At 69.5% G+C, this 22,659-nt stretch carries 17 protein-coding genes and 1 pseudogene; 10 read left to right on the forward strand and 8 right to left on the reverse strand.

All coding sequences use genetic code 11. The features are described 5' to 3' along the window. Positions 1 to 52 precede the first annotated feature (52 nt). Positions 53 to 880 (reverse strand): aldo/keto reductase, encoded by an 828-nt coding sequence (locus AC5JOC_RS18700; RefSeq protein WP_137241817.1) that lies wholly within the window; start codon positions 878 to 880, stop codon positions 53 to 55. A gap of 162 nt (positions 881 to 1,042) precedes the next feature. Here AC5JOC_RS18700 and AC5JOC_RS18705 point away from each other — a divergent pair, with 162 nt between their 5' ends. Continuing rightward, a complete protein-coding gene (locus tag AC5JOC_RS18705; protein WP_159878496.1) occupies positions 1,043 to 2,533 on the forward strand; it encodes a DHA2 family efflux MFS transporter permease subunit in 1,491 nt (496 codons plus the stop codon). 21 nt (positions 2,534 to 2,554) lie between these two features. Here the strand turns inward: AC5JOC_RS18705 and AC5JOC_RS18710 are convergent, their stop codons facing one another. From AC5JOC_RS18710 to AC5JOC_RS18720, 3 genes are read right to left on the reverse strand one after another with little or no spacing between them, the layout of a single operon-like run. Then, positions 2,555 to 3,712, reverse strand: a complete 1,158-nt coding sequence (locus AC5JOC_RS18710) for an FAD-dependent oxidoreductase (protein WP_137241815.1) — start codon at positions 3,710 to 3,712, stop codon at positions 2,555 to 2,557. After that, entirely contained in the window at positions 3,709 to 4,425 is a 717-nt protein-coding gene (locus AC5JOC_RS18715; protein ID WP_124769197.1) for a class I SAM-dependent methyltransferase, read from the reverse strand. The genes AC5JOC_RS18710 and AC5JOC_RS18715 overlap by 4 nt, the downstream gene beginning before the upstream one ends. Next, positions 4,425 to 5,552 (reverse strand): type III polyketide synthase, encoded by a 1,128-nt coding sequence (locus AC5JOC_RS18720; RefSeq protein ID WP_124769198.1) that lies wholly within the window; start codon positions 5,550 to 5,552, stop codon positions 4,425 to 4,427. Before AC5JOC_RS18720 ends, AC5JOC_RS18715 begins: the two co-directional genes overlap by 1 nt. Before the next feature lie 55 nt (positions 5,553 to 5,607). On the opposite strand from AC5JOC_RS18720, the gene AC5JOC_RS18725 reads away from it, so the two are divergent. Further along, entirely contained in the window at positions 5,608 to 6,465 is an 858-nt protein-coding gene (locus AC5JOC_RS18725; RefSeq protein WP_124770165.1) for a UbiA family prenyltransferase, read from the forward strand. A gap of 9 nt (positions 6,466 to 6,474) precedes the next feature. On the opposite strand, the gene AC5JOC_RS18730 is transcribed toward AC5JOC_RS18725, so the two are convergent. Further along, complete coding sequence (locus AC5JOC_RS18730) at positions 6,475 to 7,644, reverse strand: aggregation-promoting factor C-terminal-like domain-containing protein (protein ID WP_085510704.1); 1,170 nt, start codon at positions 7,642 to 7,644, stop codon at positions 6,475 to 6,477. A 158-nt stretch (positions 7,645 to 7,802) separates the two neighbouring features. Here AC5JOC_RS18730 and AC5JOC_RS18735 point away from each other — a divergent pair, with 158 nt between their 5' ends. Beyond that, positions 7,803 to 8,933, forward strand: coding sequence for a glycoside hydrolase family 3 N-terminal domain-containing protein (locus tag AC5JOC_RS18735; protein ID WP_159880257.1), 1,131 nt, complete (start codon positions 7,803 to 7,805; stop codon positions 8,931 to 8,933). Between the two features lie 105 nt (positions 8,934 to 9,038). Further along, a complete protein-coding gene (locus AC5JOC_RS18740; RefSeq protein WP_079705738.1) occupies positions 9,039 to 9,593 on the forward strand; it encodes a YceI family protein in 555 nt (184 codons plus the stop codon). A gap of 62 nt (positions 9,594 to 9,655) precedes the next feature. Here the strand turns inward: AC5JOC_RS18740 and AC5JOC_RS18745 are convergent, their stop codons facing one another. The 3 genes from AC5JOC_RS18745 to AC5JOC_RS18755 form a co-directional block, all read right to left on the reverse strand. Beyond that, entirely contained in the window at positions 9,656 to 10,696 is a 1,041-nt protein-coding gene (locus tag AC5JOC_RS18745) for an FUSC family protein (RefSeq protein WP_079705739.1), read from the reverse strand. 8 nt (positions 10,697 to 10,704) lie between these two features. Further along, positions 10,705 to 11,670: an App1 family protein phosphatidate phosphatase gene (locus AC5JOC_RS18750; protein ID WP_079706285.1), complete on the reverse strand. Its 966-nt coding sequence runs from the start codon at positions 11,668 to 11,670 to the stop codon at positions 10,705 to 10,707. Between the two features lie 133 nt (positions 11,671 to 11,803). Beyond that, positions 11,804 to 12,484: a DedA family protein gene (locus AC5JOC_RS18755; RefSeq protein ID WP_137241811.1), complete on the reverse strand. Its 681-nt coding sequence runs from the start codon at positions 12,482 to 12,484 to the stop codon at positions 11,804 to 11,806. 201 nt (positions 12,485 to 12,685) lie between these two features. On the opposite strand from AC5JOC_RS18755, the gene AC5JOC_RS18760 reads away from it, so the two are divergent. From AC5JOC_RS18760 to leuS, 6 genes and pseudogenes are all read left to right on the forward strand, one after another. Next, a complete protein-coding gene (locus AC5JOC_RS18760; protein WP_079003899.1) occupies positions 12,686 to 14,107 on the forward strand; it encodes a cytochrome ubiquinol oxidase subunit I in 1,422 nt (473 codons plus the stop codon). A 9-nt stretch (positions 14,108 to 14,116) separates the two neighbouring features. Then, positions 14,117 to 15,121 carry a cytochrome d ubiquinol oxidase subunit II gene (gene cydB, locus AC5JOC_RS18765; RefSeq protein ID WP_064295578.1) on the forward strand — a complete coding sequence of 335 codons (1,005 nt, stop codon included), beginning with the start codon at positions 14,117 to 14,119 and terminating at the stop codon, positions 15,119 to 15,121. A gap of 9 nt (positions 15,122 to 15,130) precedes the next feature. After that, a pseudogene (cydD, locus tag AC5JOC_RS18770) lies at positions 15,131 to 16,771 on the forward strand (thiol reductant ABC exporter subunit CydD); the annotation flags it as partial. A gap of 59 nt (positions 16,772 to 16,830) precedes the next feature. Continuing rightward, the gene (gene cydC / locus AC5JOC_RS18775) at positions 16,831 to 18,501 is read left to right on the forward strand and encodes a thiol reductant ABC exporter subunit CydC (protein WP_124769204.1); all 1,671 of its coding nucleotides are present in this window, start codon (positions 16,831 to 16,833) and stop codon (positions 18,499 to 18,501) included. Continuing rightward, on the forward strand, positions 18,501 to 19,853 hold the full coding sequence (locus AC5JOC_RS18780; RefSeq protein WP_494246985.1) for an anthranilate synthase component I family protein: 1,353 nt from the start codon (positions 18,501 to 18,503) through the stop codon (positions 19,851 to 19,853). The genes cydC and AC5JOC_RS18780 overlap by 1 nt, the downstream gene beginning before the upstream one ends. Positions 19,854 to 19,969: 116 nt before the next feature. Further along, entirely contained in the window at positions 19,970 to 22,531 is a 2,562-nt protein-coding gene (gene leuS, locus AC5JOC_RS18785) for a leucine--tRNA ligase (RefSeq protein ID WP_274499818.1), read from the forward strand. The last annotated feature ends 128 nt before the right edge of the window (positions 22,532 to 22,659 follow it).

Consider the following 22,659-nt stretch of genomic DNA (forward strand, 5'->3'; position numbering starts at 1 on the left):
CTGACGGGGACTTCTGCGTTGTTGAGACTCTAGGTTGGGCGAGGCCGTGAGGTCAGTTCACCTCGTCGGGGTGGCTGCCGACGCGCTTGCCCGAGTCGAGGGCGTCGATGGACGCGATCTCGTCGGCGGACAGCTCGAAGCCGAAGACGTCGAAGTTCTGGGCGATGCGCTCGCGCGAGTTCGACTTCGGGAAGACGATGAGCCCGTTCTGCAGGTGCCACCGGATGACGACCTGCGCCGGAGTGACGCCGTGCGCCTCGGCTGCAGCGGAGACGGCCTGCTCGCCGAAGAGGTCGTACTTGCCCTGACCGAGCGGGCCCCAGGACTCGATGTGGATGCCGTGCTCGGCACCGAAGGCGCGCAGCTCGCGCTGGGCGAACGCCGGGTGGAGTTCGATCTGGTTGACCGCAGGGACCGTCTCGGAACCCGCGATCAGCTTCTCGAGGTGCTCGACCTGGTGGTTCGACACGCCGATCGAACGCGCCTTGCCGGCCGCCTTGATCTCCTCGAGGGCGAGCCACGCTTCGAGGTAGTCGTCCTTGGCCGGGGTCGGCCAGTGGGTCAGGTACAGGTCGACGTGGTCGAGCCCGAGCTTGTCGAGGCTCTCGTCGATGGCGGTGTGCGCGGACGCCTTCTGGTGGCGGTCGTTCCAGAGCTTCGTGGTGATGAAGAGTTCGTCGCGGGGGATGCCCGACTTCGCGATGGCGGCGCCGACGCCCTCCTCGTTCTTGTAGATGGCAGCGGTGTCGATGTGGCGGTAGCCGACCTCGAGCGCGTCCGAGACGATGCGCTCAGCCTCCTGCGGGTCGACGAGGAAGACGCCGAAGCCGAGCTGAGGGATGGTGTGGCCGTCGTTCAGGGTGATGGTGGGAACTGTCATGTCCTCATGCTGGCACCGGAACCGTCCGTCCGGAACGGGTCTTCGCCCTGCGCGTAACCGGTCGACACGCATGGGAATACCCGCGGCGACACGGCGCTTGTCTTTCGAGAGGGCAGGCGTCTGCCCGTACGACGGCCGAGGCCTGAGAAGGATGACACCGCTATGACGACTGAAACCGTGCCGAATCCGACCGGTTCCGTCCCGACGACCGGGAAGCCCTCGGACGACCGCCTTCCACCCGGGTCCAAGCTCCTGATCGGGCTGCTCCTCGTGTCGGCCTTCGTCGTCATCCTCAACGAGACGATCATGAGCGTCGCCCTGCCGCGACTCATGGAGGACCTCGACATCACGGCGAGTTCCGCCCAGTGGCTGACCACCGGCTTCATGCTCACCATGGCCGTCGTGATCCCCGCGACCGGGTTCCTCCTGGAGCGGTTCTCCCTCCGGACGATGTTCATCACCGCGATGGTGCTGTTCAGCCTCGGTACGCTCATCGCCGCGCTGTCCCCGGGATTCGGCACCCTCCTGCTCGGTCGCGTCGTCCAGGCCAGCGGTACCGCCATCATGATGCCGCTGCTCATGACGACCGTGCTCAACGTCGTGCCGGTCTCGGCACGCGGCCGGACGATGGGTGCGATCTCGATCGTCATCTCGGTCGCGCCGGCGGTCGGGCCGACCGTCTCCGGCCTCATCCTCAGCGTGCTCGACTGGCGCTGGATGTTCTGGATCGTCCTCCCCATCGCCGTCGCCTCGCTGGTGCTCGGCGCTGTCCTCGTGCGGAACGTGACCGAGCCGCGTCGGGTCCGCTTCGACGTGCTGTCGCTCGTCCTCTCCGCCTTCGCGTTCGGTGGCCTCATCTTCGGTCTCAGCAGTATCGGCGAGTCCGCCGAGGGACACGCGCTCATGCCCGTCTGGATCCCGCTCGCGGTGGGCGTCCTGGCCCTCCTGGGGTTCGTCCTCCGGCAGCGCGGGCTGGCGCGCGACGATCGAGCGTTCATGGACCTGCGCACGTTCGCGAACCGTTCGTTCACCGTCTCGATCATCCTCGTGGCCATCGTGATGATGGCGTTGTTCGGCTCGCTGATCATCCTGCCGATCTACCTGCAGACCGTCCTCCAGGTCGACACCCTGACCACGGGCCTCATGCTGCTGCCGGGCGGCCTGACGATGGCCGCTCTGGCGCCGCTGGTCGGGTCGCTGTTCGACCGGTTCGGTCCGCGTCCGCTGGTGATCCCCGGGGCCTTCGCCGTGAGTGCTGCGCTCTGGCTGCTGACGATGCTCGGCGTCGACAGCGCCATCATCATGATCATCGCCGTGCACGTGCTGCTGAGCGCCGGTCTCGCGTTCATGTTCACACCGCTCCTCACCTCGGCGCTCGGTTCACTGCGGCCCGAGCTCTACCCGCACGGCAGCGCCATCGTCGGCACGGTCCAGCAACTGGCCGGTGCAGCGGGGACGGCGTTGTTCATCACCATGATGTCGACCACCGCGGCGGCTCGTGCGGCGGTCGGGAGTTCCGCGGTCGACGCGACGGCAGCCGGCGTGCAGGCTGCGTTCATGTGCGGCGCCGTGCTCTCGCTGCTCGCGATCGGTGCGTCGTTCCTCATCCGGCGGACGGACCAGGCTGCGGCGGGCGTGCACGTCGGTCACTGAGACGCACGGCCTCGGACGGCGTCAGCGCAGCCAGCGCATCGTGTAGGCGTCGGCGAGGATCGGCATCGCGGGACCGTTGAGCGCGGTTCGCAGCGCGAGGTCCCGGATCCCGACGAGCGGGCCCGGCAACGGACGCCCCAAGCGCATGTTGAGCTCCGCCTGCCATGAGGCCCGACGGATCGCGCGCTGTTGGCGGGAGACGGCCGCGGCCACGTCGTGCTGTGTCGAGAGATGCCCGGTGGTCATGCGGGCGATCAGTGGCGCGAAGACCCGTGCGTCGGACCAGCCGAGGTTCATGCCCTGGCCGCCGATCGGGCTGATCTCGTGGGCGGCGTCGCCCAGATAGACGACCCGACCGTCGACGACGCGCTTCCGTCGTCGACGAAGCACGCCGAACGCGCTGAGCATGGTGTTCGTCGCCGGATCGACGTCGTCGCCGGTCCGGTCGGCGACGAGGGCCGCGAGGTCGGACGCGGTGGGTTCCGGGCGGGCGGCGTCCTGATCGTCCGAGTACCCGGTGTGCACGACGTATCGTCGCATGCCATGGGGGAGCGGGAAGGACTCCACGACCCCTCGGTGGTGCAGGTGCACCCTGGCGATGGAACCTGCCCCACTCCGATCCGCGACGTCGCCCATGAGGTACCGGTCCCGGTATCGATGCAGGGGGCCTGGAGCCTGCATCCCGTCGACGGTGGCGCGTCCTCCTGCTGCGACGACCACGACGGCTGCGCGGGTGCTCACCGTTCCATCGGCGTCACTGCCGGACACGAGGACGCCGTCCTCGGCCGGCGTCAACCGCGTACAGCTCGTCCCCGTCCGGAGCGATCCCGGCGCGACGGCTTCGAGTCGAGCACGGAGGATCCGTTCGGTCCGCCATTGCTCGAGCGCGGCGACGTAGGGGTGCGGGACGGGCCGATCACGGAACACGACCGCCCCGAGGCGTCGTCCGGCGTTCCAGGCTTCGCCCTGGTCGATCCGGACCGCGTCGCGGCGGATCTCGTCGAGGACACCGAGATGCTCGAACAGGTCGAGCGACGGCGGGTGGATCCCGATCGCCCGGGTGCCGGAGGGGGAGCCCGGCCGTCGCTCCCAGACGGTCACGTCGACGCCGGCCTGAGCGAGCAGGATCGCCGACACGAGGCCGACCGGTCCGCCACCGATGACGAGCACCTCGGTCATCGTGGGCCGTCCGCTGCCGACGAGACGGTCTGCGAGAGCAGGAGTCGCATGGGGAAGCTGCGCTCGACGGTCCAGTCGTCGGGCACGACGCGCTGCAGCTCCTCCTGGCGATAGCTGCGACGGATCGAGCGGAGCCCGTCGACGTGCAGGAAGGAACGCCTTCGTCCTGCACGGGTGGCGAGCCCGTAGACCGCGTACGCGAGTCGGTTGCGCTCGAGGTCGCTGTGCAGGACGAGTCGTCTGGCGATCCGTGAACTGTCGGCGAGCAGGCTCGACAGGCCCGCGGGATCGAGGTGGTGGAGCACGTGGTTGGACAGGACGATGTCGGCCTCCTCGCCAGCGGCGACGAGGTCACTGCTGTGCGCCGGACGGAAGGCGACGGGGCCATCCGGGTACCGGCGACGGGCGAAGGCCACGGACCGCTCGTCGGGATCGATCCCGACCACCTGCACGGGGAGGTGGTCGGCGTGCGCCCAGTCGGCGATGGCCACGGCGACATCGCCACCACCGAAGCCGATGTCGAGGATCGTCGTGGTCCGGGACGGGTGGAGGAGTGGACGGATGCGCGACCGGTACAGACCACGCCAGCCCGAGACGAGCCGGTTCACCGTCGCGAACCTGGCGTAGGTGGCGTCCAGCAGCGCGGGATCGCAGTCGGGATCGTCCATCAGTTCGAGGAGATCCGTCGCACGGCGGCCGAGGTCGGGCAGCATCAGGCTCGGCCGGCCCGGAGCCGGAGCAGCGCGCTCTCGATCGTCAGTCCCGGACCGAAGGCGAGGGCGCACACTCGTTCATCGGCATCGGTCGGCGCGCCGTCGAGCAGGCGCTGGAGGATGAAGAGCACGGTCGCGCTCGACATGTTGCCGTACTCGCGGAGCACCGTGCGCGACGGAGCCAGCAGTTCGTCGTCGAGCCCGAATCCGCGCTGGACCCGGTCGAGGATGCTCCGGCCACCGGGATGGATCGCCCACCGGTCGATCGATGAGACCGGGGCGTCGTCGGCTGCGGCGAGGAGTGGGCGGAGGGCGATCTCGAGGTGCTCGCCGATCAGCTTGGGCACCGCGCCGCTCAGGACCATCTCGAACCCGTGATCGCCGATCGTCCAGGCCATCTCCGTCTCGCCGTCCGGCACGAGCGCGGTGGACCAGCCGTCGAACTCGAGCGCGGGCGCGGAGGATCCGGTGTCCCGACCGGTCACGACGGCGGCCGCAGCACCGTCGGCGAACACCGAGGAACCGAGGATCACGTCGGGGTCGTCGGAGGAACGGAGGTGGATGGAGCAGAGCTCGATGCAGACCACGAGGACGACGGCGTCGGGGTCGGCTGTACAGAACGCCTCTGCGGCGCGAAGGGCGGGGAACGCGGCGAAACACCCCTGGAACCCCAGGTGGTAGCGCTCCGTGCCCGGGTCCAGCCCGAGGTCGCGCACGAGGAGGTATTCCGGGCCGGGCGCGAAGAACCCGGTGCAGGACGCGGTCACGACGTGGGTGACGTCCGCCGCCGACAGGCCGGGGGCGGCGTCCAATGCCCGCCGTGCGGCCTCGAGGAGCAGCGGGGGAGCGTGCTCGATGTAGGCGTCGTTCCGCACGCCGGTGGGCGGGGAGAGCACCTGCCGCTGCGCCGCGTCGTAGAAGGCGGCCGTGGTCGTCTCGACCTCATGGTCGAAGGCGTCGATGACGGTGTGCCTGGTGTCGATCGCGGACGCGTCGAAGGCGGCGCCGATGAGACGCTGGGCGAGCCGGGTCCGCCCGGGTTGGTCGCGGAACACATCCCTGATCTCGTCTTGATGGAGGATGGTCTGAGGAACGGCCACGCCGATCGCCCTCACGGAGACGGTCATGCTCCAGTGTACCGCCGTGGCCCGGGTGTCACCCTAAGCTGAGGCGGTGTTCTCCATGGTCCGTCGTCTGTTCGCGTCCTCGCATCCCGGGCCGACCGTCGCGGTGACCGTTCTCGCGGTCGTGCTCGGATCGGCCGTCGGCCTGCCACCCCTCCGGACGGCCCTGCTCGGCGTGGTGGTGTTCGTCGGGCAACTCTCGATCGGCTGGTCCAACGACTGGCTCGACGCCAGGCGGGATCGTCGCTCGGGACGACAGGACAAGCCGGTCGCGCGCGGCGACCTCAGCGTCTCGGCAGTCCGGGCGGCGGCGCTGCTGGCCGGTGCGGCGAGCATTCCGCTCTCGGCATCACTCGGCTGGGCGTCGGCGGCCTCGCACCTGCTGTTCCTCGTCTGCGGATGGGCCTACAACCTGGGTCTCAAGGCGACGGCCTGGTCGGTCGTCCCGTTCATCGTGGGGTTCGGCGCACTGCCCGCCGTGGTCACCTTCGCTGCCGTCCCGCCGATCGTGCCGGCCGCGTGGACGCTCGCCGTCGGTGGTCTGTTCGGTGTGGCGATCCACTTCACGAACGCCCTGCCCGATCTCGAGGACGACCTGCGGACCGGCGTCCGTGGTCTGCCGCACCGGCTCGGCGCGCGGACCGCCGGTCGGACGGCCTTCGTCGCCCTCGGCGTCTCAGGTGTGGTCGCCGTCCTCGGACAGAGCGGGATCTTCGTCGGCAGGCCGACCGCACCGCCGATCGTCGGGGTGCTGGGCGCCGTCGGTGTCCTCGCGCTCGTCGTATGGGGGCTCGTGCTCGTCGGAACCCGAGCGCCGGACCGTCTGCTGTTCCGGCTCATCATCGGGGCCGCCCTGCTCGTCACCGTGGTGCTGGCGGTGGCCGGGACGAATCTCGGCGCGGCCGAGGCCGGTTGAGACGGGGCGTCAGTACCAGTTGGTCGCTTCCGAGTGCGCCCACGCGCCGCAGGGGGAGCCGTACCGGCTGTCGATGTAGTTCAGGCCCCAGTTGATCTGCGTCGCCGCATTGGTGCGCCAGTCGTCGCCGGAGCTGGCCATCTTGCTCCCGGGCAGGGACTGCGGGATGCCGTAGGCGCCGCTGGACTCGTTGTAGGCGTTGACGCGCCAGCTCGACTCCCGGGTCCAGAGCTGCAGCAGGCACTGGAATTCTCCGCTGCCCCAGCCGTAGGCGCCGATCGCGGACTGCGCGTACGCCTTCGCGCCGGCCGGGTCGGCTGCGAGGTCCGGCGGCGGGGCGCTCGTGGATCCCTCGCCACCGGTCGCCTCGTTGCGTCGCTGCTCTTCTGCGGCGATCGCCTCCTGGCTCTGCGCGTAGGCCTGTTCGACCGCCGCGGTGGTGTTCTTGAGGACGGCGAGCTGCTGGTACAACCGGTCGCGGTTGGCCTGCTGCTCGGCGACCGCCGCATCGGCGGCGTCGCTCGCGGACTGCGCCGTCTCGTAGCTGGCGTCCGCCGCCTCCGAGAGTCGCTGACGTTCGGTCTCGGCCGCAGTCGCCTGCTCGGCGAGCGCGGTCGCCGTGTTGCTCGCGGCGGTCGCGGACGCGAGGTCTTGAGCCGAGGTCTCGCTCAGCTTGCTGATCGCGCTGAGCTTGGAGAGGAGGTCGTCGTCGGCCGCGCCGGAGAGGACGAGGGAGAGCGTCGGGTCGACACCGCCGGTGCGGGTCATCTGGGCGATGACCGCTCCGGCCTGACGCTTGCTCGATGCCGCTGCCGAAGCTGCTGCGGTCGCCTGCGCACTGATCGTGTCGGCGACGGCGGCCTGCGCGTCGAACGCCGCCTTGGCCTCACCTGCCGCCGCACCCTGGCGGACGGCTTCGTCGCCGAGCCGGGCGGATTCGTCGCGCAGTCCGTCGAGGAGGGACACGATCCGGTCGGCTTCGGCCTGCGCGGTCGATTCGTTCGCCTTGGCCGCCTGGACGTCGTCCCAGCTCGGGTAGTCGGCGGTCCGGAACGAGGTGGGGGTCACGGCGGCCGCCGGGCTTGCGACCGACACCGCGATGACGAGCGCGGCGCCGAGGGCGGCGGCTCGCGAGACGCCCCTCGAGCGGGGCGAGAGGGCTGTCAGCGGCTTGCGCATGCGTCCATCCTGGCGGTCACCCACGCAAGTGTAGCCGCCGATGTCACATTCGTCACTCCTGCCACACCGGGAGCGACGCCCAGCCTGCGTGGAAGATCCGAGCCTAGAGTGGGCCGGTGCAGCTGGGACGACGAGGGTTTCTCGCAATCGGCGCCTCGATGGCGGCGGGTGCCGTCCTCGGCCTGTCCGGGTGCACGGGGCCCGGATCCCCGAAGCCGTCGAGCCGTCCCACCAGCACGACTCCGGCTGTCGCCGACCAGCGTGCGGCCGCCGAACTCGCCGCGATGACCCTCGAGCAGCGGATCGCATCCATGTTGATGCTCCATGCCCCGGGCACCGACCCGGGCACGCTCCGGGCGTTCGTCGAGCGGTATCAGCCGGGCGGGTTCATCATCATGGGCGACAACGTGCCGGGTCTCGCGGGGCTGCCCGCGGTGACGAGCGCCCTCAGCCCCGACCCGACCATGCCGCTGCTCATCGGCATCGACCAGGAGGGCGGCGATGTCCGGCGCATCGACGAGGACGTCTTCGCCGCTGCCGACACCCTGAAGTCGCAACCGGCCGCTGCGAGCGAGGAGGCGTTCCGCCAACGCGCTGTGATGCTCGCCGGTGCCGGCTGCACCGTGAACTTCGGCATCGTCGCGGACGAGACCGCCGATCCGAGCTCCTTCATCTACGACCGTGCCCTCGGGACGACGCCGGACGCCTCGGCGGAGCGGGTTGCCGCGGCCGTCCGTGGTGAGCGGGGTGCGGTGCTCAGCACGCTGAAGCACTTCCCCGGCCATGGCCAGGCGCCGGGAGACTCGCACTCGACGGTCCCGACGACCGCCATCGGTGCCGCGGACTGGGCTGCGACCGATGCCCTGCCGTTCGTCGCCGGTATCGACGCCGGGGCCGAGGTCGTGATGTTCGGCCATCTGGTCTACTCGGCGGTCGACGCCGTACCGGCGACGCTGTCGGCGGCCTGGCACGAGCGCCTCCGGAACGACCTCGGCTTCACCGGTGTCACGATCACCGACGACATGCTCATGCTGCAGCACACGGGTCTGCCGGAGTACCAGAACCCCTCGGAGAACGCGATCCGCGCCGTGGCCGCCGGCAACACGATGCTGCTCTACGTCCTCGGGGCGGAGCCGTCGTCGACCGGTGTCGATCCGGCCGTGCTCGTCGCCGACATCGCCGCCGCGGTCAGGTCCGGGAGGATTCCGGAGTCGACGGTCGCCGATGCGGCGCACCGACTGCTGCGCGTCCGGCTCGGCCTGCCGTCGCTCCGGCCGATGTCGCGCTGATGTCGGTGAGGAGAATTTCTCGGGGATGCGGGAATAGCTCCCAGGTCCGTGCGTTTGAATAGAACGTGGCGCGAGCGCGCCGCACATCGACGCAAGGAGTACCGCATGACCGACACCCTGACGATTCCCGGCTACAAGGTTGGCACCTGGGAGGTCGACGCCACGCACAGCGAGGTCGGCTTCAGCATCCGCCACATCATGGTCTCGAAGGTCAAGGGCAAGTTCGAGCGCTTCAACGCGACGTTCGTCACGCCGGAGAACCCCCTCGAGACGAAGATCACCGCGTCCGCCGAGGTCGCATCGATCAACACGAACCAGGCCGACCGCGACGGTCACCTCCGCACCGGCGACTTCTTCGACGCCGAGACCTACCCGACGATCGACTTCGTCTCGACCGGCGCCCGCGCCAAGGGCGACGACTTCCTGGTGGACGGCGACCTCACGATCAAGGGCGTGACCAAGCCCGTCACCTTCACCGTCGAGTTCGGCGGCTTCGCGACCGACCCCTACGGCAACTACAAGTTCGGCGCCACGGCGACCACCAAGATCAACCGCGAGGACTTCGGCCTCACCTACAACGCGGCGCTCGAGACCGGCGGCGTGCTGCTCGGCAACGACGTCACGATCACCATCGAACTGCAGGCCGCGCACCAGGCGTAGCCCCAGGACGTCGAAGGGCCGGTGGAGCATCGCTCCACCGGCCCTTCGTGTATCCGGCCGGCTCAGGTCGGCTCGCCGACGATCTCGTCGCGCACGCGACGGAGGTCCTCCATGAGTGATCCGATGAGGATCCAGTGCTGGGGGTGCGGGCGGGCGATCACGAGGGGAGCGGTCAGCGCCGGGATCTCCGCGGTCTCGGTCGGCGGCTCGTCGGACGCGGCACGACCGTTCACCAGCAGCCTGAGATCGTGGGCCGCCCGCGTCAGTTCGACGGCGATGTCCGCCACCGTCGGCTCCTCATGCAGGGTCGGGTCGTCGTGATCGTGCACCGAGCGCGCCATGCCCAGCGTCCTCGTGACGACCGGCTCCAGTCGACGCAGCAGCAGGCGCTGACGGTCGAGCTCGTCACGGTGCCTCGATCGACGAGGGTTGAGCAGCAGGCTGTCATCGCCTTCCTTCACCGCGGCGATCGCCCGGTCTCGCAGGGGCTTCAACGCCCGGGCCTCCTGGAGCAGCGCCACGAGCTCCGCGTCCGAGTTCGCACGCGTGAGTGAGGTGGCGAGATGGTCCAGGGTGTCGGCGCACGCGAGCGCGAGGGTGGTCACCGCCTCCTTCGCGGGAGCGAGGAGGACCGGTGCGACGAGGACGACGTTGACGAGGAGTCCGATGCCCGCGCCGAGCACGGTCTCGACGATCCGCGCGACCGCGTAGTCCGGGGTCGCAGCGCCGATCGACAGCACCAGCATCGCGCTGATCGGGATCTGGTTGGCGGATCCGGGCCCGAGGCGGAGGACCCATCCGAGCAGGATGGAGATGACGATGGCCAGGAGCACGATCCAGGCGGAGTGTCCGAAGACGATCCCGATGGCCGTCGCGAGGATGACGCCCGTGATGACCCCGAGGCTGCGCTCGAGCGCCTTCCCGAACGACTGGTTGACGCTCGGCTGCACCACGAGGATCGCCGCGATGGCGGCGAAGACCGGGAGCTGGCCCGGGATGATCGTGATCGCGACGATCCAGGACGCGACGGCGGCCAGCGCCGTCTTCAGCACCTGGAGCAGGGGCAGCCGCGATCTGATGCGCAGGACGGGGACGACGGACATCGGTGCCGTCAGAGCTTGTCGTGGAGCTGGTCGAGCAGTTCTGCGCCGTTCCCCGCGTAGACCCAGGGGGCGCCCTCGTGCTGGGCACCGACCTTCGAGCGCCCACCGGCGAGGACCGCCTCACCGGGGGAGAGCTGACGGATCGCCACGGCGGCGACGCGGTCGGGGTGGCGTTCCTCGAAGCTCCGGTAGAGGGCTTCGTCGTGCTGTCCGTCGTCGCCGACGAGCAGCCACCGCAGACGCGGGAAGTCCTCGGCGAACCGGTCGAGGTTGTTGCGCTTGTGCTCGCGACCGCTGCGGAAGAAGCGGTCGTGCGTCGGACCCCAGTCGGTGAGGAGGAGGGCGCCGGCGGGGTAGAGGTTGCGCGAGAGGAACCGGGTGAGCGTCGGCGCGACGTTCCAGGCGCCGGTGGAGAGGTAGATGATCGGGGAGCCCGGGTGTTCGCGGGCCGTGCGCTCGAGGAAGACCGCCATGCCGGGCACCGGTGTCCTGGCGTGCTCGTCGAGGACGAAGGTGTTCCAGGCCGCGACGAGTGGGCGGGGGAGCGCCGTCACCATCACCGTGTCGTCGATGTCGGACACGATGCCGAACTCGATGTCGTCGGCGACGATGAAGACCGGCGCTTCGACCGGGTCGCTGCCCTCCGAACTCAGGCGGAGGGTGTGCCAGCCGGGGGTGAGTGACACCTGGACCACCGCGTCGACCACTCCGCCTCGGTCGCCCGTGACCGTGTGACGCTGTCCGTCGACCTCCACCTCGACCGTCGGGTCGGCGATGCTCAGCGCGAAGAAGCTCTTCCAGCCGCGCACCTTCTGCTGCGGTTGGACGGTGGTCTTGCCCGGTTCAGCCAGGACGACCCTGGCCAGGACACGGATCCAGGACGTCGATCCGTAGCCGGTGAAGGGGATGACCGCCGCCTCGCGTCCGTGCCGCCTCGCACGACGCTGGCGGCGCAACTGGACGGCGTCCTCCATCCGTGCGGCGAAGTGCCGGATCTGCTCGGCGGCGTCGGAGGAGGCCGTTGGACGATCGTCGGATGCCTTCACGCGTTCAGTCTGTCATGCCGGTGCGTCCGGCCCGCCGTCTCGCGGCGATGACGGTCGTCTGCTACTGGGGCGTCGAGCCGTCGTCGGGTGGTGTCGCGTCCTCCTGGGCCAGCATGTGTCGCTCCTCGCTCCGCTGGAGGAGTCGCTTCACGACGAGGACCACGACGGCGAAGACGACGATGATGCCGACGAAGACGTAGCCCGCCCAGTGGAGGCGGTCCGACAGCTCGCGATAGCTGCCCGCGGCCAGTGCGCCGACGGAGACGTAGGCCGAGGACCAGATGACGCAGGCGGGCAGCGTCCAGGAGATGAAGCGTCGGTAGCTCATCGTGCTCATCCCGACCGTGAGGGGGATGAGTGAGTGCAGGACCGGGAGGAACCGCGAGATGAAGACGGCGATGCCGCCCCGCCGGTCGAGATAGCGCTCAGCACGGGCCCAGTGCCGCTCGCCGATGCGGCGGCCGAGTCTGCTGGCACGGATGCGCGGGCCGAACCAGCGGCCGAGCGCGAACCCGACGGACTCGCCGATGAGCGCTCCGGTGATGACGACGAGGATCATCGAGATCCACTGGACGGGTCCGACGACGGCGGTGCTGGCGACGATGACGACCGTGTCGCCCGGGACGACGAGGCCGACGAGGACCGAGGTCTCGAGCATGATGCCGACGCCGGCGAGGATCGTGCGCGTCACGGGGTCGACGCTCTGCACCAGGTCGAGGAGCCAGCCGAGCACGTCGTTCACGGATCGAAGCCTAGTGCGGCAGGTGTGGGACGGGCTCCGAAACCCCTGTTAGGACACCCTTGGATGTGTGGTCTGACCACAGGCGCGAATTCGGGTACGATTGGTGTCGACGACATGGATCGAAGCCACGGGGATGACCACCCCGATCGGGCCGCACCTGCGCCGCCTTCCCTGGATGCCGCGAAAAATGGAGTGTTCATCGTGAACGACCTACTCGACCCGCTACTGCTGTCCCGCTGGCAGTTCGGCCTCACCACCGTCTACCACTTCATCTTCGTGCCGCTGACCATCGGCATGGCCGTGACGGTCGCCGGGTTCCAGACCGCCTGGGTCCGGACCGGCAAGCTGCACTACCTGCAGCTCACGCGGTTCTTCGGGAAGATCTTCCTCATCAACTTCGCCATGGGCGTCGTGACGGGCATCGTCCAGGAGTTCCAGTTCGGCATGAACTGGTCCACCTACTCCAGGTTCGTCGGCGACGTCTTCGGCGCACCGCTGGCACTCGAGGGCCTGCTCGCGTTCTTCCTCGAGGCGACGTTCATCGGACTCTGGATCTTCGGCTGGGACAAGCTGTCACCGAAGCTCCACCTCGCCACCATCTGGATCGTGGCACTCGGCACCGTGCTGTCGGCCTACTTCATCATCGCGGCGAACGCCTTCATGCAGAACCCGGTCGCCTTCCGGATCAACGAGGAGCGAGGCCGCGCCGAGCTCACGAACATCTGGGAGCTGCTGACCAACAAGGTCGCCCTGGCCGCCTTCCCGCACACGATCTTCGCGTGCTTCATGGTCTCCGCAGCCGTCATCATCACCGCTGCGGCCTGGCACCTCGCCCGGGGCCAGCACGTCGAGGCGATGCGCCCGGCGCTCAAGGTCGGTGCGTGGAGCATGCTCCTCGCGGGTGGTGCCACGATGCTCGCCGGCGACCAGCTCAGCCTCGCCATGGTCGAGACCCAGCCGATGAAGATGGCGGCTGCGGAGGCGATGTACAACACGGCGAGCGGTGCCGACGCCTCGTTCTCGATCTTCACCCTCGGCACACCCGACGGTGTCCACGAGCTCTTCTCGATCCGCATCCCGTACCTCCTGTCGTTCCTCTCGACCCACACCTTCGACGGCACGGTGGAGGGCATCAACGACCTGCAGGCGCAGTACACCCAGCTCTACGGTCCGGGCGACTACTCGCCCGTCATCTGGGTCACCTACTGGGCGTTCCGCTGGATGATCGGCCTCGGCCTCGCCTCGATGCTCGTCGCGGCAGCCGGTCTCTGGTTCACCCGCAAGGGCCGCGAGCCGAAGCGCTGGATGTGGCGCGTCGCGGTCTGGGCCGTCCCGATGCCGTTCCTCGCCATGACCATGGGCTGGGTCTTCACCGAGATGGGCCGCCAGCCGTGGATCGTCTTCAGCCTGTTGAAGACGGAGGACGCGGTCTCGCCGAACACCACCGGCCTCGATGTCCTGATCTCGTTGATCGCCTTCACCGTCGTCTACGGATCGCTGCTCGTCGTCGAGTTCGGTCTCCTGAAGAAGACGATCAAGGCCGGGCCCGACCCGATCGAGCTGTCCGAACCCGACGAGGACGGCGTGCAGAAGCCCGCCGCCCCCGCGACCACGGTCTACTAGGAGCACATCATGGACCTCACGATTCTCTGGTTCTGGATCATCGCCGCACTGTTCGTCGGCTACTTCGTCCTCGACGGCTTCGACTTCGGCGTCGGCATGACGATCCCCTTCCTCGGGAAGGACGAGACCGACCGCCGGATGCTCATCAACACCATCGGGCCGGTCTGGGACCTCAACGAGACCTGGCTGATCGTCGCCGGTGCGAGCCTCTTCGCCGCCTTCCCCGAGTGGTACGCGACCCTGTTCAGCGGCTTCTACCTCCCGCTGTTGTTCATCCTCCTCGCGCTCATCATCAGAGGGGTGTCGTTCGAGTACCGGCACCAGCGGCCGGAAGCCTCCTGGAAACGGCGCTTCGACCTCATGATCATCGTGGGCTCGGCCCTGCCGGCCTTCCTCTGGGGCGTCGCCTTCGCGAACATCGTCCAGGGCGTCCCGCTCGATGCCGACCACAACTTCACCGGCACGCTCTTCACCCTGCTCAACCCGTACGGCATCCTCGGCGGTCTCACGACGCTCGTGCTCTTCTTCGCCCACGGAGCCGTGTTCGCCTCGCTGAAGACCGAGGGCGACATCCGCGAGCGCGCCCGCCGCCTCGCGAGCCGCGCCGGGCTCGTCGCCATCCTGCTCGCCGCGTCGTTCCTCGGGTGGACCGTCCTGGCGCACTTCTCGCTCCCGGTGTTGATCCTCGCGGCCATCGCAGCGGTCTCGCTCATCAGCGCCTGGTTCGCGAACAGCCGTGGGCTGGAAGGACGTGCGTTCGCGCTCATGGCCGTGACCGTCGCGGCGGCCGTGCTCACCCTGTTCACCGCGCTCTTCCCAGCGGTGATGCCGGCGAGCAACGACCCGGCGAACAGCCTGACGATCGCGAACGCCTCCTCGACGGAGTACACCCTCACGGTGATGTCGTGGACCGCCCTGATCTTCCTGCCGCTGATCCTCGCCTACCAGGGATGGACGTACTGGGTGTTCCGCAAGCGCATCACGCGGAAGCACATCGAAGCCGCCGCGCACTAACCTGTCATCGTGCGCCCCCTCGATCCGCGACTGCTCCGCTATGCCCGCGGAGCCCGGTCGGTCCTCGGACTCGGCGCGGTCATCGCGCTCGTCCAGACCGCCTGCACGCTCGGGTTCGCCTGGTTCGTGGCCCAGCTCGTGTCCCGGTCGATCGCGGGGGATCCGGTCGAGGAGCTCCTGCCGTCGCTCTGGCTGCTGATCGGCATCGTGGTGCTGCGTGCCGGGACCGTCCTGGCATCCGACTCGGTGAACGCCCGTGGCTCCGCGATCGTCCGCAGTCAGTTGCGGCGGGCCCTCGCGGGCGCGTTCGAGACGCTCGGGCCGGGTTGGGTCTCGCGTCGGAGCTCCGCCGCACTGACGACCGTGGCGGGCCGCGGGCTCGACGCCCTGGACGCGTACTTCGGTCGCTATGTCCCGCAGCTCATCCTCACGGCGATCGCCATGCCGATCATCGCTGCGGTGATCTTCATCCAGGACCCGCTCAGCGGCATCACGGTGATCGTGACACTCCCGCTGATCCCCGTCTTCATGATCCTCATCGGATTCGCGACCCAGGCGGTGCAGCGGCGCCAGTGGGAGACCCTGGCCCATCTGTCGCGCGGGTTCCTCGAGCTCGTCGCGGGCATGGCGACCCTCAAGCTGTTCGGTCGGCAGCACCGGCAGGTGCAGCGGGTCCGAACCGTCACCGAGGAGTACCGCGTCGAGACCATGAAGGTCCTGCGGTTCTCGTTCGTGAGCGGCTTCGCCCTCGAACTGCTGTCGAGTCTCGCCGTCGCCGTGGTCGCGGTCGGCATCGGCCTCCGGCTCCTCGACGGCTCGCTCCTCCTCGGAACGGGGCTCTTCGTCCTGATCCTGGCCCCGGAGGCCTTCCTGCCACTGCGGAACGTCGGCGCGAACTACCACGCTGCCGCGGAGGGGGTCACCGCCGCCGACGAGGTCTTCGAGATCCTCGATGAGGCGAAGGCCGTCCGCGAATCCCCGTCCGTTCCTGATCAGCTCGGCGCACCGGCGACAGCAGGCGACTCCGTTCGCCGGACGTCTGGCCTGGTGCTCGACGGTCTCGGGGTGCAGTACGACGAGCTGCGGGTGTTGGACGACCTCGACGCGACGTTCCCGGCCGGCGTGGTGACGGCTGTCGTCGGCGCCAGCGGAGCCGGGAAGACGAGCATGGCGTCGGCGATCCTCGGATTCGTGGACGCCACCGGATCGATCCTGCACGACGGAGGACGCATGTCGCCCACGCCTGGTGGACGACGCTGGCTGTCGTGGGCGCCGCAGCGTCCGGTCCTCATCGCGGGGACGGTCGGCAGCAACGTCGCGCTGGGCGATGACGCACCCGACGAGGTGCTCATCGTCGAGGCGTTGTCAGCACTCGGGCTGTCCGCGCTGCCACTCGGACACCCCATCGGCGCAGTCGGCGACGGCGTGAGCGGTGGGCAGGCGCAACGGATCGCGATCGCGAGAGCCCTGTACCGGCTGCGGCGCACCCCGGCGGATGCCGGAACGCCGGTGCTGCTGCTCGACGAACCGAGCTCGGCGCTCGACGCCGCGTCCGAGGCGCTCGTCATCGACGCCGCGCGCGACGCCGCTCGGGCCGGGGCGGCCGTCATCGTCATCACCCATCGACCGTCGATCGTCGAACACGCGGATGCCGTGCTCGAGATCCGCCGTGCGGTCGGAACGCGTCCAGGACGACGAGGTGATGCTCCATGGATGAGCGCGTCCGACAGATCATCCGACTGGCGCAGCCGCCGGCTCGCCGCTTCGTCCCTGGCCTCCTGGCCGGCATCCTCTCCGCGGGCGCCGCCGTCGCCCTCCTCGCTTCGAGCGCGTTCCTCATCACGAAGGCCGCCGAGCAGCCCTCGATCGTCGAGCTGGGTGTCGCCGTCGTCGGGGTGCGCGCGTTCGCGCTGGCCCGGGCGTCCTTCCGGTACCTCGAACGCCTGCTGAGCCACGATGCTGCATTCCGTCAATTGGCGCAGCTGCGCGCCGGCATGATCGAACGCGTCATCCCGGTGGCTCCCGACGGACTGCAGCTGACCGGCCGGGGCGACCTCCTCACCCGCCTGGTGACCGATGTGGACGAGCTGCAGAACGTGCCGTTGCGGGTCGTCCAACCACTGGTGGTCTCGGGTGTCGTCGCCGGAGCCTCCGTCATCCTCACGACCGTGCTGCTCCCGGCCGCCGGGATCGCGCTCGCGGTCTGCCTCGTCGCGGCGTTCCTCGTCTCGTGGTTGCTCGTGAGTCGGGTGGCGGCGCGCGCCGAACGCGAACTCGCGCCGCTGCGCGGTGCGCTGTCGGAAGCCCTGCTCGAACTCGTGACCGGGCTCGACGTGCTGACCGCTTACGGCGCGGTCGACGCCGCGCGGGCACGGATCGAACATGCCGACGCGGCACTCACGCGCGCGATGGTGCGGCGGGCCGCGGGCGCCGGGGTTGCCGGCGCCGTCCTCTCCCTGGCTTCCGGGGCGTCCGTCGTCGCGGCGCTGTGGGCAGGCATGCCGGCGCTGGGAACGATCGGCGGCCCCGCGCTCACCGTGATCGTCCTCGTCCCGCTCGCCGTGTTCGAGGTCTGCGCGATGGTGCCCCTCGCGTTCGGGGCTTGGCGGGAGGCGGTCGCGAGCGCCGAGCGCGTGGCGGACGCGGTCCCGAGCGATCGACCCGACGAGATCCCGGACGAGGACACCGGCAGCATCCTCACGCCGACCTTCGACGGCGTCATGCTCGAGGCGGAGCACCTCAGCGCGCGGTGGCCCGGGAGTACGACGGCGGCGCTCGCACCGATCAGCTTCCGGCTGTCGGCCGGCGACCGGCTGCTCGTCGAAGGCGACAGCGGAGCCGGGAAGACCACCCTGGCGCACGCCCTCGTCCGCTTCCTCGAGTACGAGGGTGGGTACCGCGTCGGCGGCGTCGAGGCACGCGACCTCCGCCCGGACACGCTGCGCGAGTCGGTCGGGCTCGTCGAGCAGCGTCCGTTCCTCTTCGACGCCGACATCCGCCAGAACCTCCTCTTCGCCAGGGACACGGCCGACGACGCTGAACTCGAGGCCGTGCTGGAGCGGGTCGGGCTCTCGTCCTGGCTCGCCGAGCGCGGCGGACTCGACCGCCCGGTGGGGGAGCACGGCGCGCTCGTCTCCGGAGGGCAGGCGCAACGCATCGCCCTCGCCCGTGCGCTCCTCCGCGAGTTCCCCGTGCTCGTGCTCGACGAGCCGACCGCCAACGTCGATCCCGAGCGCGCGACCGCCCTGCTCGAGGACCTGCTCGGTGTCGCGGGATCCGAGGGTCGTGCGGTCATCGTGATCTCCCACACGCCGGTCCCCGACAGCCTCGTGACCGGTCGCCTCCGGATCGTCGCGCCGCCGATCGCGGCCGTCGGCTGATGCGATCCACCGGAGCACGCCGGCAGGTCGTCCTCCCGGCCTGGTCCGAGCCCGAGGACGTCTACCGACGCGTGTTCGCTGACGAACCCTGGGCGGCCTGGTTGGATTCGGGCCAGGGCTCCCGGACCGGCGTCAGTCTCATCGGACGCGGGACCGAACGCCTCGTCGCGGACGTCCGGCTCGGCACGGTGGAGCGCATCACCCCGGTGTCCGCCTCGGTCGACCGGACGACGATCCTCGACGCCCTCCGTACCGTGCGTGCGGAGGGCGACCCGGGCGATTGGGTCGGGTGGTTCGGCTACGAGTCGGGGGCAGGGCTCGTCGGGGTTCCGTCGCACGCGGCGGCCTCCCCGGACGCGCTCTTCCTGCGCCTCGACGACCAGGTGCGGTTCGACCATGCGGCGCGGACGGTGACGATCTCGTCGGACGATCCCGACTGGATCGCGACGACCGTCGAGCGATTGAGTAGGGCGACCGAGCCTCCTCCCGTGGCCGAGGCGGCCGGCGGGGTCTGCGCGCCCCGTCACAGCGATGCCGCATACGTGCGGCTCGTCGAGCGGTGCCAGGAGCACATCACCCGTGGGGACGCCTACCAGCTGTGCCTGACGAACCACCTGCGCGTCGACGGGGTCCACGACCCGTTCGCGACCTATCTGCGGCTGCGCAGGACGAGCCCCACGCACCACGGCGGCTTCCTCCGGTTCGGTTCGATCAGTGTCGCGAGCGCGTCACCGGAGCAGTTCCTCGAGGTCTGGGCCGACGGCCGCGTCCGGACGAAGCCGATCAAGGGGACCCGGCCGAGAGGTGCCGATCCCGAGGAGGACGCCCGTCAGCGCGCCGATCTGCTGGCGAGTCCCAAGGAGCGCGCGGAGAACCTCATGATCGTCGATCTGATGCGGAACGACCTCTCCAGAGTCTGCGAGCTGGGTTCCGTGGCGGTCACGGCTCTCCATCACGTCGAGAGCTACCCGCAGGTGCACCAACTCGTCAGCACCGTCGAAGGACGGTTGCGCGCAGGGCTGGGCGCGCTCGACGTCGTCGAGGTCGCATTCCCGGCCGGATCGATGACCGGGGCCCCGAAACGCCGGGCGATGGAGCTGCTGTACGACCTCGAAGCGGGACCGCGCGGGGTGTACGCCGGCGCCTTCGGCCTGCTGTCCGCGGACGGATCGATGGACCTCGCCATGGTCATCCGCTCGATCGTGATCGATCCGCAGGGTGCGTCGATCGGCACGGGTGGTGGCATCACGGCGCTGTCCGACGCCCGGGAGGAGCTCGAGGAGACGTGGACCAAGGCGGCGGCCCCGCTGGCGGCACTCGGCGTCGGACGTCCGCCTGCCGAATCCCGGTAGGCTTGACCGTTGGACGGAGCGCCGTCGTGCGCTCCAGCCCGTCCATCCTGCGGCCGAGCGCCGTGCGAGCAGCCCACGGGCTTCCACCCCCAGCACCTGCAGTGATTGAGAGTGACGTGTCAGACGAGCGCAACACCGACGACCGCCGAGACGGCGAGCGGTACGACTTCCAGGCGATCCAGGAGAAGTGGCTTCCCGTCTGGGACGAGCTGAAGCCCTTCGCAGCAGGCGACCCTGCCGACAAACGTCCGCGCAAGTACGTGCTCGACATGTTCCCGTACCCCTCGGGCGACCTGCACATGGGTCACGCCGAGGCGTTCGGCTTCGGCGACATCGTCGCGCGGTACTGGCGTCACCAGGGCTTCAACGTCCTGCACCCGATCGGCTGGGACTCGTTCGGTCTCCCCGCCGAGAACGCCGCCATCCAGCGCGGCGTCGACCCGCGCGAGTGGACCTACGCGAACATCGCGCAGCAGAAGGCCAGCTTCCGCCAGTACGGCCCCTCGTTCGACTGGGACCGCGAGCTCCACACGAGCGACCCCGAGTACTACCGGTGGAACCAGTGGCTGTTCCTCCAGCTGTTCGAGAAGGGCCTCGCGTACCGCAAGGCGAGCCCCGTCAACTGGTGCCCGAACGACCAGACCGTGCTCGCGAACGAGCAGGTCGTCGACGGACACTGCGAGCGCTGCGGCGCCGAGGTGACGAAGAAGAAGCTCACCCAGTGGTACTTCCGCATCACCGACTACGCCGACCGCCTGATCGACGACCTCAACCAGCTCGAGGGCACCTGGCCGGCCAAGGTCCTCAGCATGCAGCGGAACTGGATCGGTCGATCCAACGGTGCGGACGTCTCGTTCTCCATCGAGGGTCGTGCCGAGCCGGTCTCCGTGTACACGACCCGCCCCGACACGCTGTACGGCGTGACGTTCATGGTCGTGGCGCCCGACTCGGAGCTCGCAGCCGAGCTCGTCGCCGACACCTCCGACGACGTCAAGGGGCGCTTCCAGGCCTACCTCGACAGCGTCAAGGGTGAGAGCGAGATCGCGCGGCTCGCGACCGACCGCCAGAAGACCGGCGTGTTCCTCGAGCGCTACGCGATCAACCCGCTGAGTGGCGAGCGCCTGCCGATCTGGGCGGCCGACTACGTCCTGGCCGACTACGGTCACGGGGCGATCATGGCGGTCCCCGCGCACGACCAGCGCGACCTCGACTTCGCGCGGGCGTTCGACCTGCCCGTGCGCGTCGTGGTGGACACCACCCAGCCCGTCACCGGTGCCATCCCGATCATCGTCGACGGTGAGCTGCCGGAGGACCTCCCGTCGATCGATCCCGCCAAGACGGGTGTCGCGCTGACGGGCGACGGTCGCCTGACGAACTCCGGCCCCTTCGACGGCCTGAGCAAGGCGAACGCGATCCCGAAGGTCACGGCTGCGCTCGCGTCGAGCGGCCTCGGCGCGAAGACGAAGAACTACCGCCTCCGCGACTGGCTCATCTCGCGACAGCGCTACTGGGGCACGCCGATCCCGATCATCCACTGCGACGCCTGTGGCGAGGTGCCGGTCCCCGAGGACCAGCTCCCCGTGCGGCTGCCGGACGCCGCGGGTCTCGACCTGCGTCCGAAGGGCATGAGCCCGCTCGCGGCGGCAGAGGACTGGATCAACGTGGACTGCCCGTCGTGCGGGAAGCCTGCGAAGCGCGACTCCGACACGATGGACACCTTCGTCGACAGCTCGTGGTACTTCCTCCGGTTCCTGAACCCGACCTCCGACGAGATCGCGTTCGACCCGAAGGAGGCCGACAAGTGGGCGCCGGTCGACCAGTACGTCGGCGGTGTCGAGCACGCGATCCTGCACCTGCTCTACTCGCGGTTCATCACGAAGGTCCTGTTCGACCTCGGCAAGGTCGGCTTCACCGAGCCCTTCAGCGCGCTCCTCAACCAGGGCATGGTCATCCTCGACGGTTCGAAGATGAGCAAGAGCAAGGGCAACCTGGTGGAGTTCGCCCAGGAGCTGCGGTCGTACGGCGCCGACGCCCTGCGCGTCACGATGGCATTCGCCGGTCCTCCGGAGGACGACATCGACTGGGCGGACGTCTCGCCTGCCGGGTCGGCCAAGTTCCTGGCACGCGCCTGGCGGGTCGCGCACGACGTCACCAGCTCGCCCGACGTCGCCTGGAAGGACGGCGACGAGAAGCTGCGGAAGGTCACGCATCACTTCCTCGCGGAAGCTCCCGGGCTCATCGAGGCGGGCAAGTTCAACGTCGTCGTGGCACGGCTCATGGAGCTCGTCAACGCGACGCGGAAGGCGATCGACGCCGGGCCCGGCGCGGGCGACCCCGCCGTGCGCGAGTCCGCCGAGGTGACGGCCATGGCGCTCGACCTCTTCGCGCCGTTCACCGCCGAGGACATGTGGGCCAAGCTCGGCTACCAGCCGTCGATCTCGCTGGTGCCGTGGCGGAAGGCCGACCGGTCGCTGTTGGTCGAGGACCAGGTGACCGCGGTGGTGCAGGTCGACGGCAAGGTCCGCGACCGGCTCGAGGTGTCGCCGAAGATCTCCGGCGAGGAACTCGAGCAGCTCGCACGCGCGAGTGCGGCTGTGCAGCGTTCCGTGGGCGACCGCGAGATCGTCAACGTCGTGGTGCGTGCCCCGCGCGTGGTGAGCATCGCCACGAAGGGCTGATGCGGTTCGGGGCGGGCCCTGTGGCCCGTCCCGAACACGCTCGTAGCGCTCGGGCACGACCATCGAGTCGGACTCCGTGTCCCATCCGACGGCAGGGTGTTCTCGGATCGCGTCCCGCCCGGTTGCCT

The sequence above is a fragment of the Plantibacter sp. genome (assembly GCF_059073635.1).

What these genes read in the sequence shown, in the direction of transcription:
- AC5JOC_RS18700 (WP_137241817.1), bottom strand. Translation starts at nt 880, where the DNA reads ATGACAGTTCCCACCATCACCCTGAACGACGGCCACACCATCCCTCAG.
- AC5JOC_RS18705 (WP_159878496.1), top strand. Translation starts at nt 1,043, where the DNA reads ATGACGACTGAAACCGTGCCGAATCCGACCGGTTCCGTCCCGACGACC.
- AC5JOC_RS18710 (WP_137241815.1), bottom strand. Translation starts at nt 3,712, where the DNA reads ATGACCGAGGTGCTCGTCATCGGTGGCGGACCGGTCGGCCTCGTGTCG.
- AC5JOC_RS18715 (WP_124769197.1), bottom strand. Translation starts at nt 4,425, where the DNA reads ATGCTGCCCGACCTCGGCCGCCGTGCGACGGATCTCCTCGAACTGATG.
- AC5JOC_RS18720 (WP_124769198.1), bottom strand. Translation starts at nt 5,552, where the DNA reads ATGACCGTCTCCGTGAGGGCGATCGGCGTGGCCGTTCCTCAGACCATC.
- AC5JOC_RS18725 (WP_124770165.1), top strand. Translation starts at nt 5,608, where the DNA reads ATGGTCCGTCGTCTGTTCGCGTCCTCGCATCCCGGGCCGACCGTCGCG.
- AC5JOC_RS18730 (WP_085510704.1), bottom strand. Translation starts at nt 7,644, where the DNA reads ATGCGCAAGCCGCTGACAGCCCTCTCGCCCCGCTCGAGGGGCGTCTCG.
- AC5JOC_RS18735 (WP_159880257.1), top strand. Translation starts at nt 7,803, where the DNA reads ATGGCGGCGGGTGCCGTCCTCGGCCTGTCCGGGTGCACGGGGCCCGGA.
- AC5JOC_RS18740 (WP_079705738.1), top strand. Translation starts at nt 9,039, where the DNA reads ATGACCGACACCCTGACGATTCCCGGCTACAAGGTTGGCACCTGGGAG.
- AC5JOC_RS18745 (WP_079705739.1), bottom strand. Translation starts at nt 10,696, where the DNA reads ATGTCCGTCGTCCCCGTCCTGCGCATCAGATCGCGGCTGCCCCTGCTC.
- AC5JOC_RS18750 (WP_079706285.1), bottom strand. Translation starts at nt 11,670, where the DNA reads ATGGAGGACGCCGTCCAGTTGCGCCGCCAGCGTCGTGCGAGGCGGCAC.
- cydB (WP_064295578.1), top strand. Translation starts at nt 14,117, where the DNA reads ATGGACCTCACGATTCTCTGGTTCTGGATCATCGCCGCACTGTTCGTC.
- cydC (WP_124769204.1), top strand. Translation starts at nt 16,831, where the DNA reads ATGGATGAGCGCGTCCGACAGATCATCCGACTGGCGCAGCCGCCGGCT.
- AC5JOC_RS18780 (WP_494246985.1), top strand. Translation starts at nt 18,501, where the DNA reads ATGCGATCCACCGGAGCACGCCGGCAGGTCGTCCTCCCGGCCTGGTCC.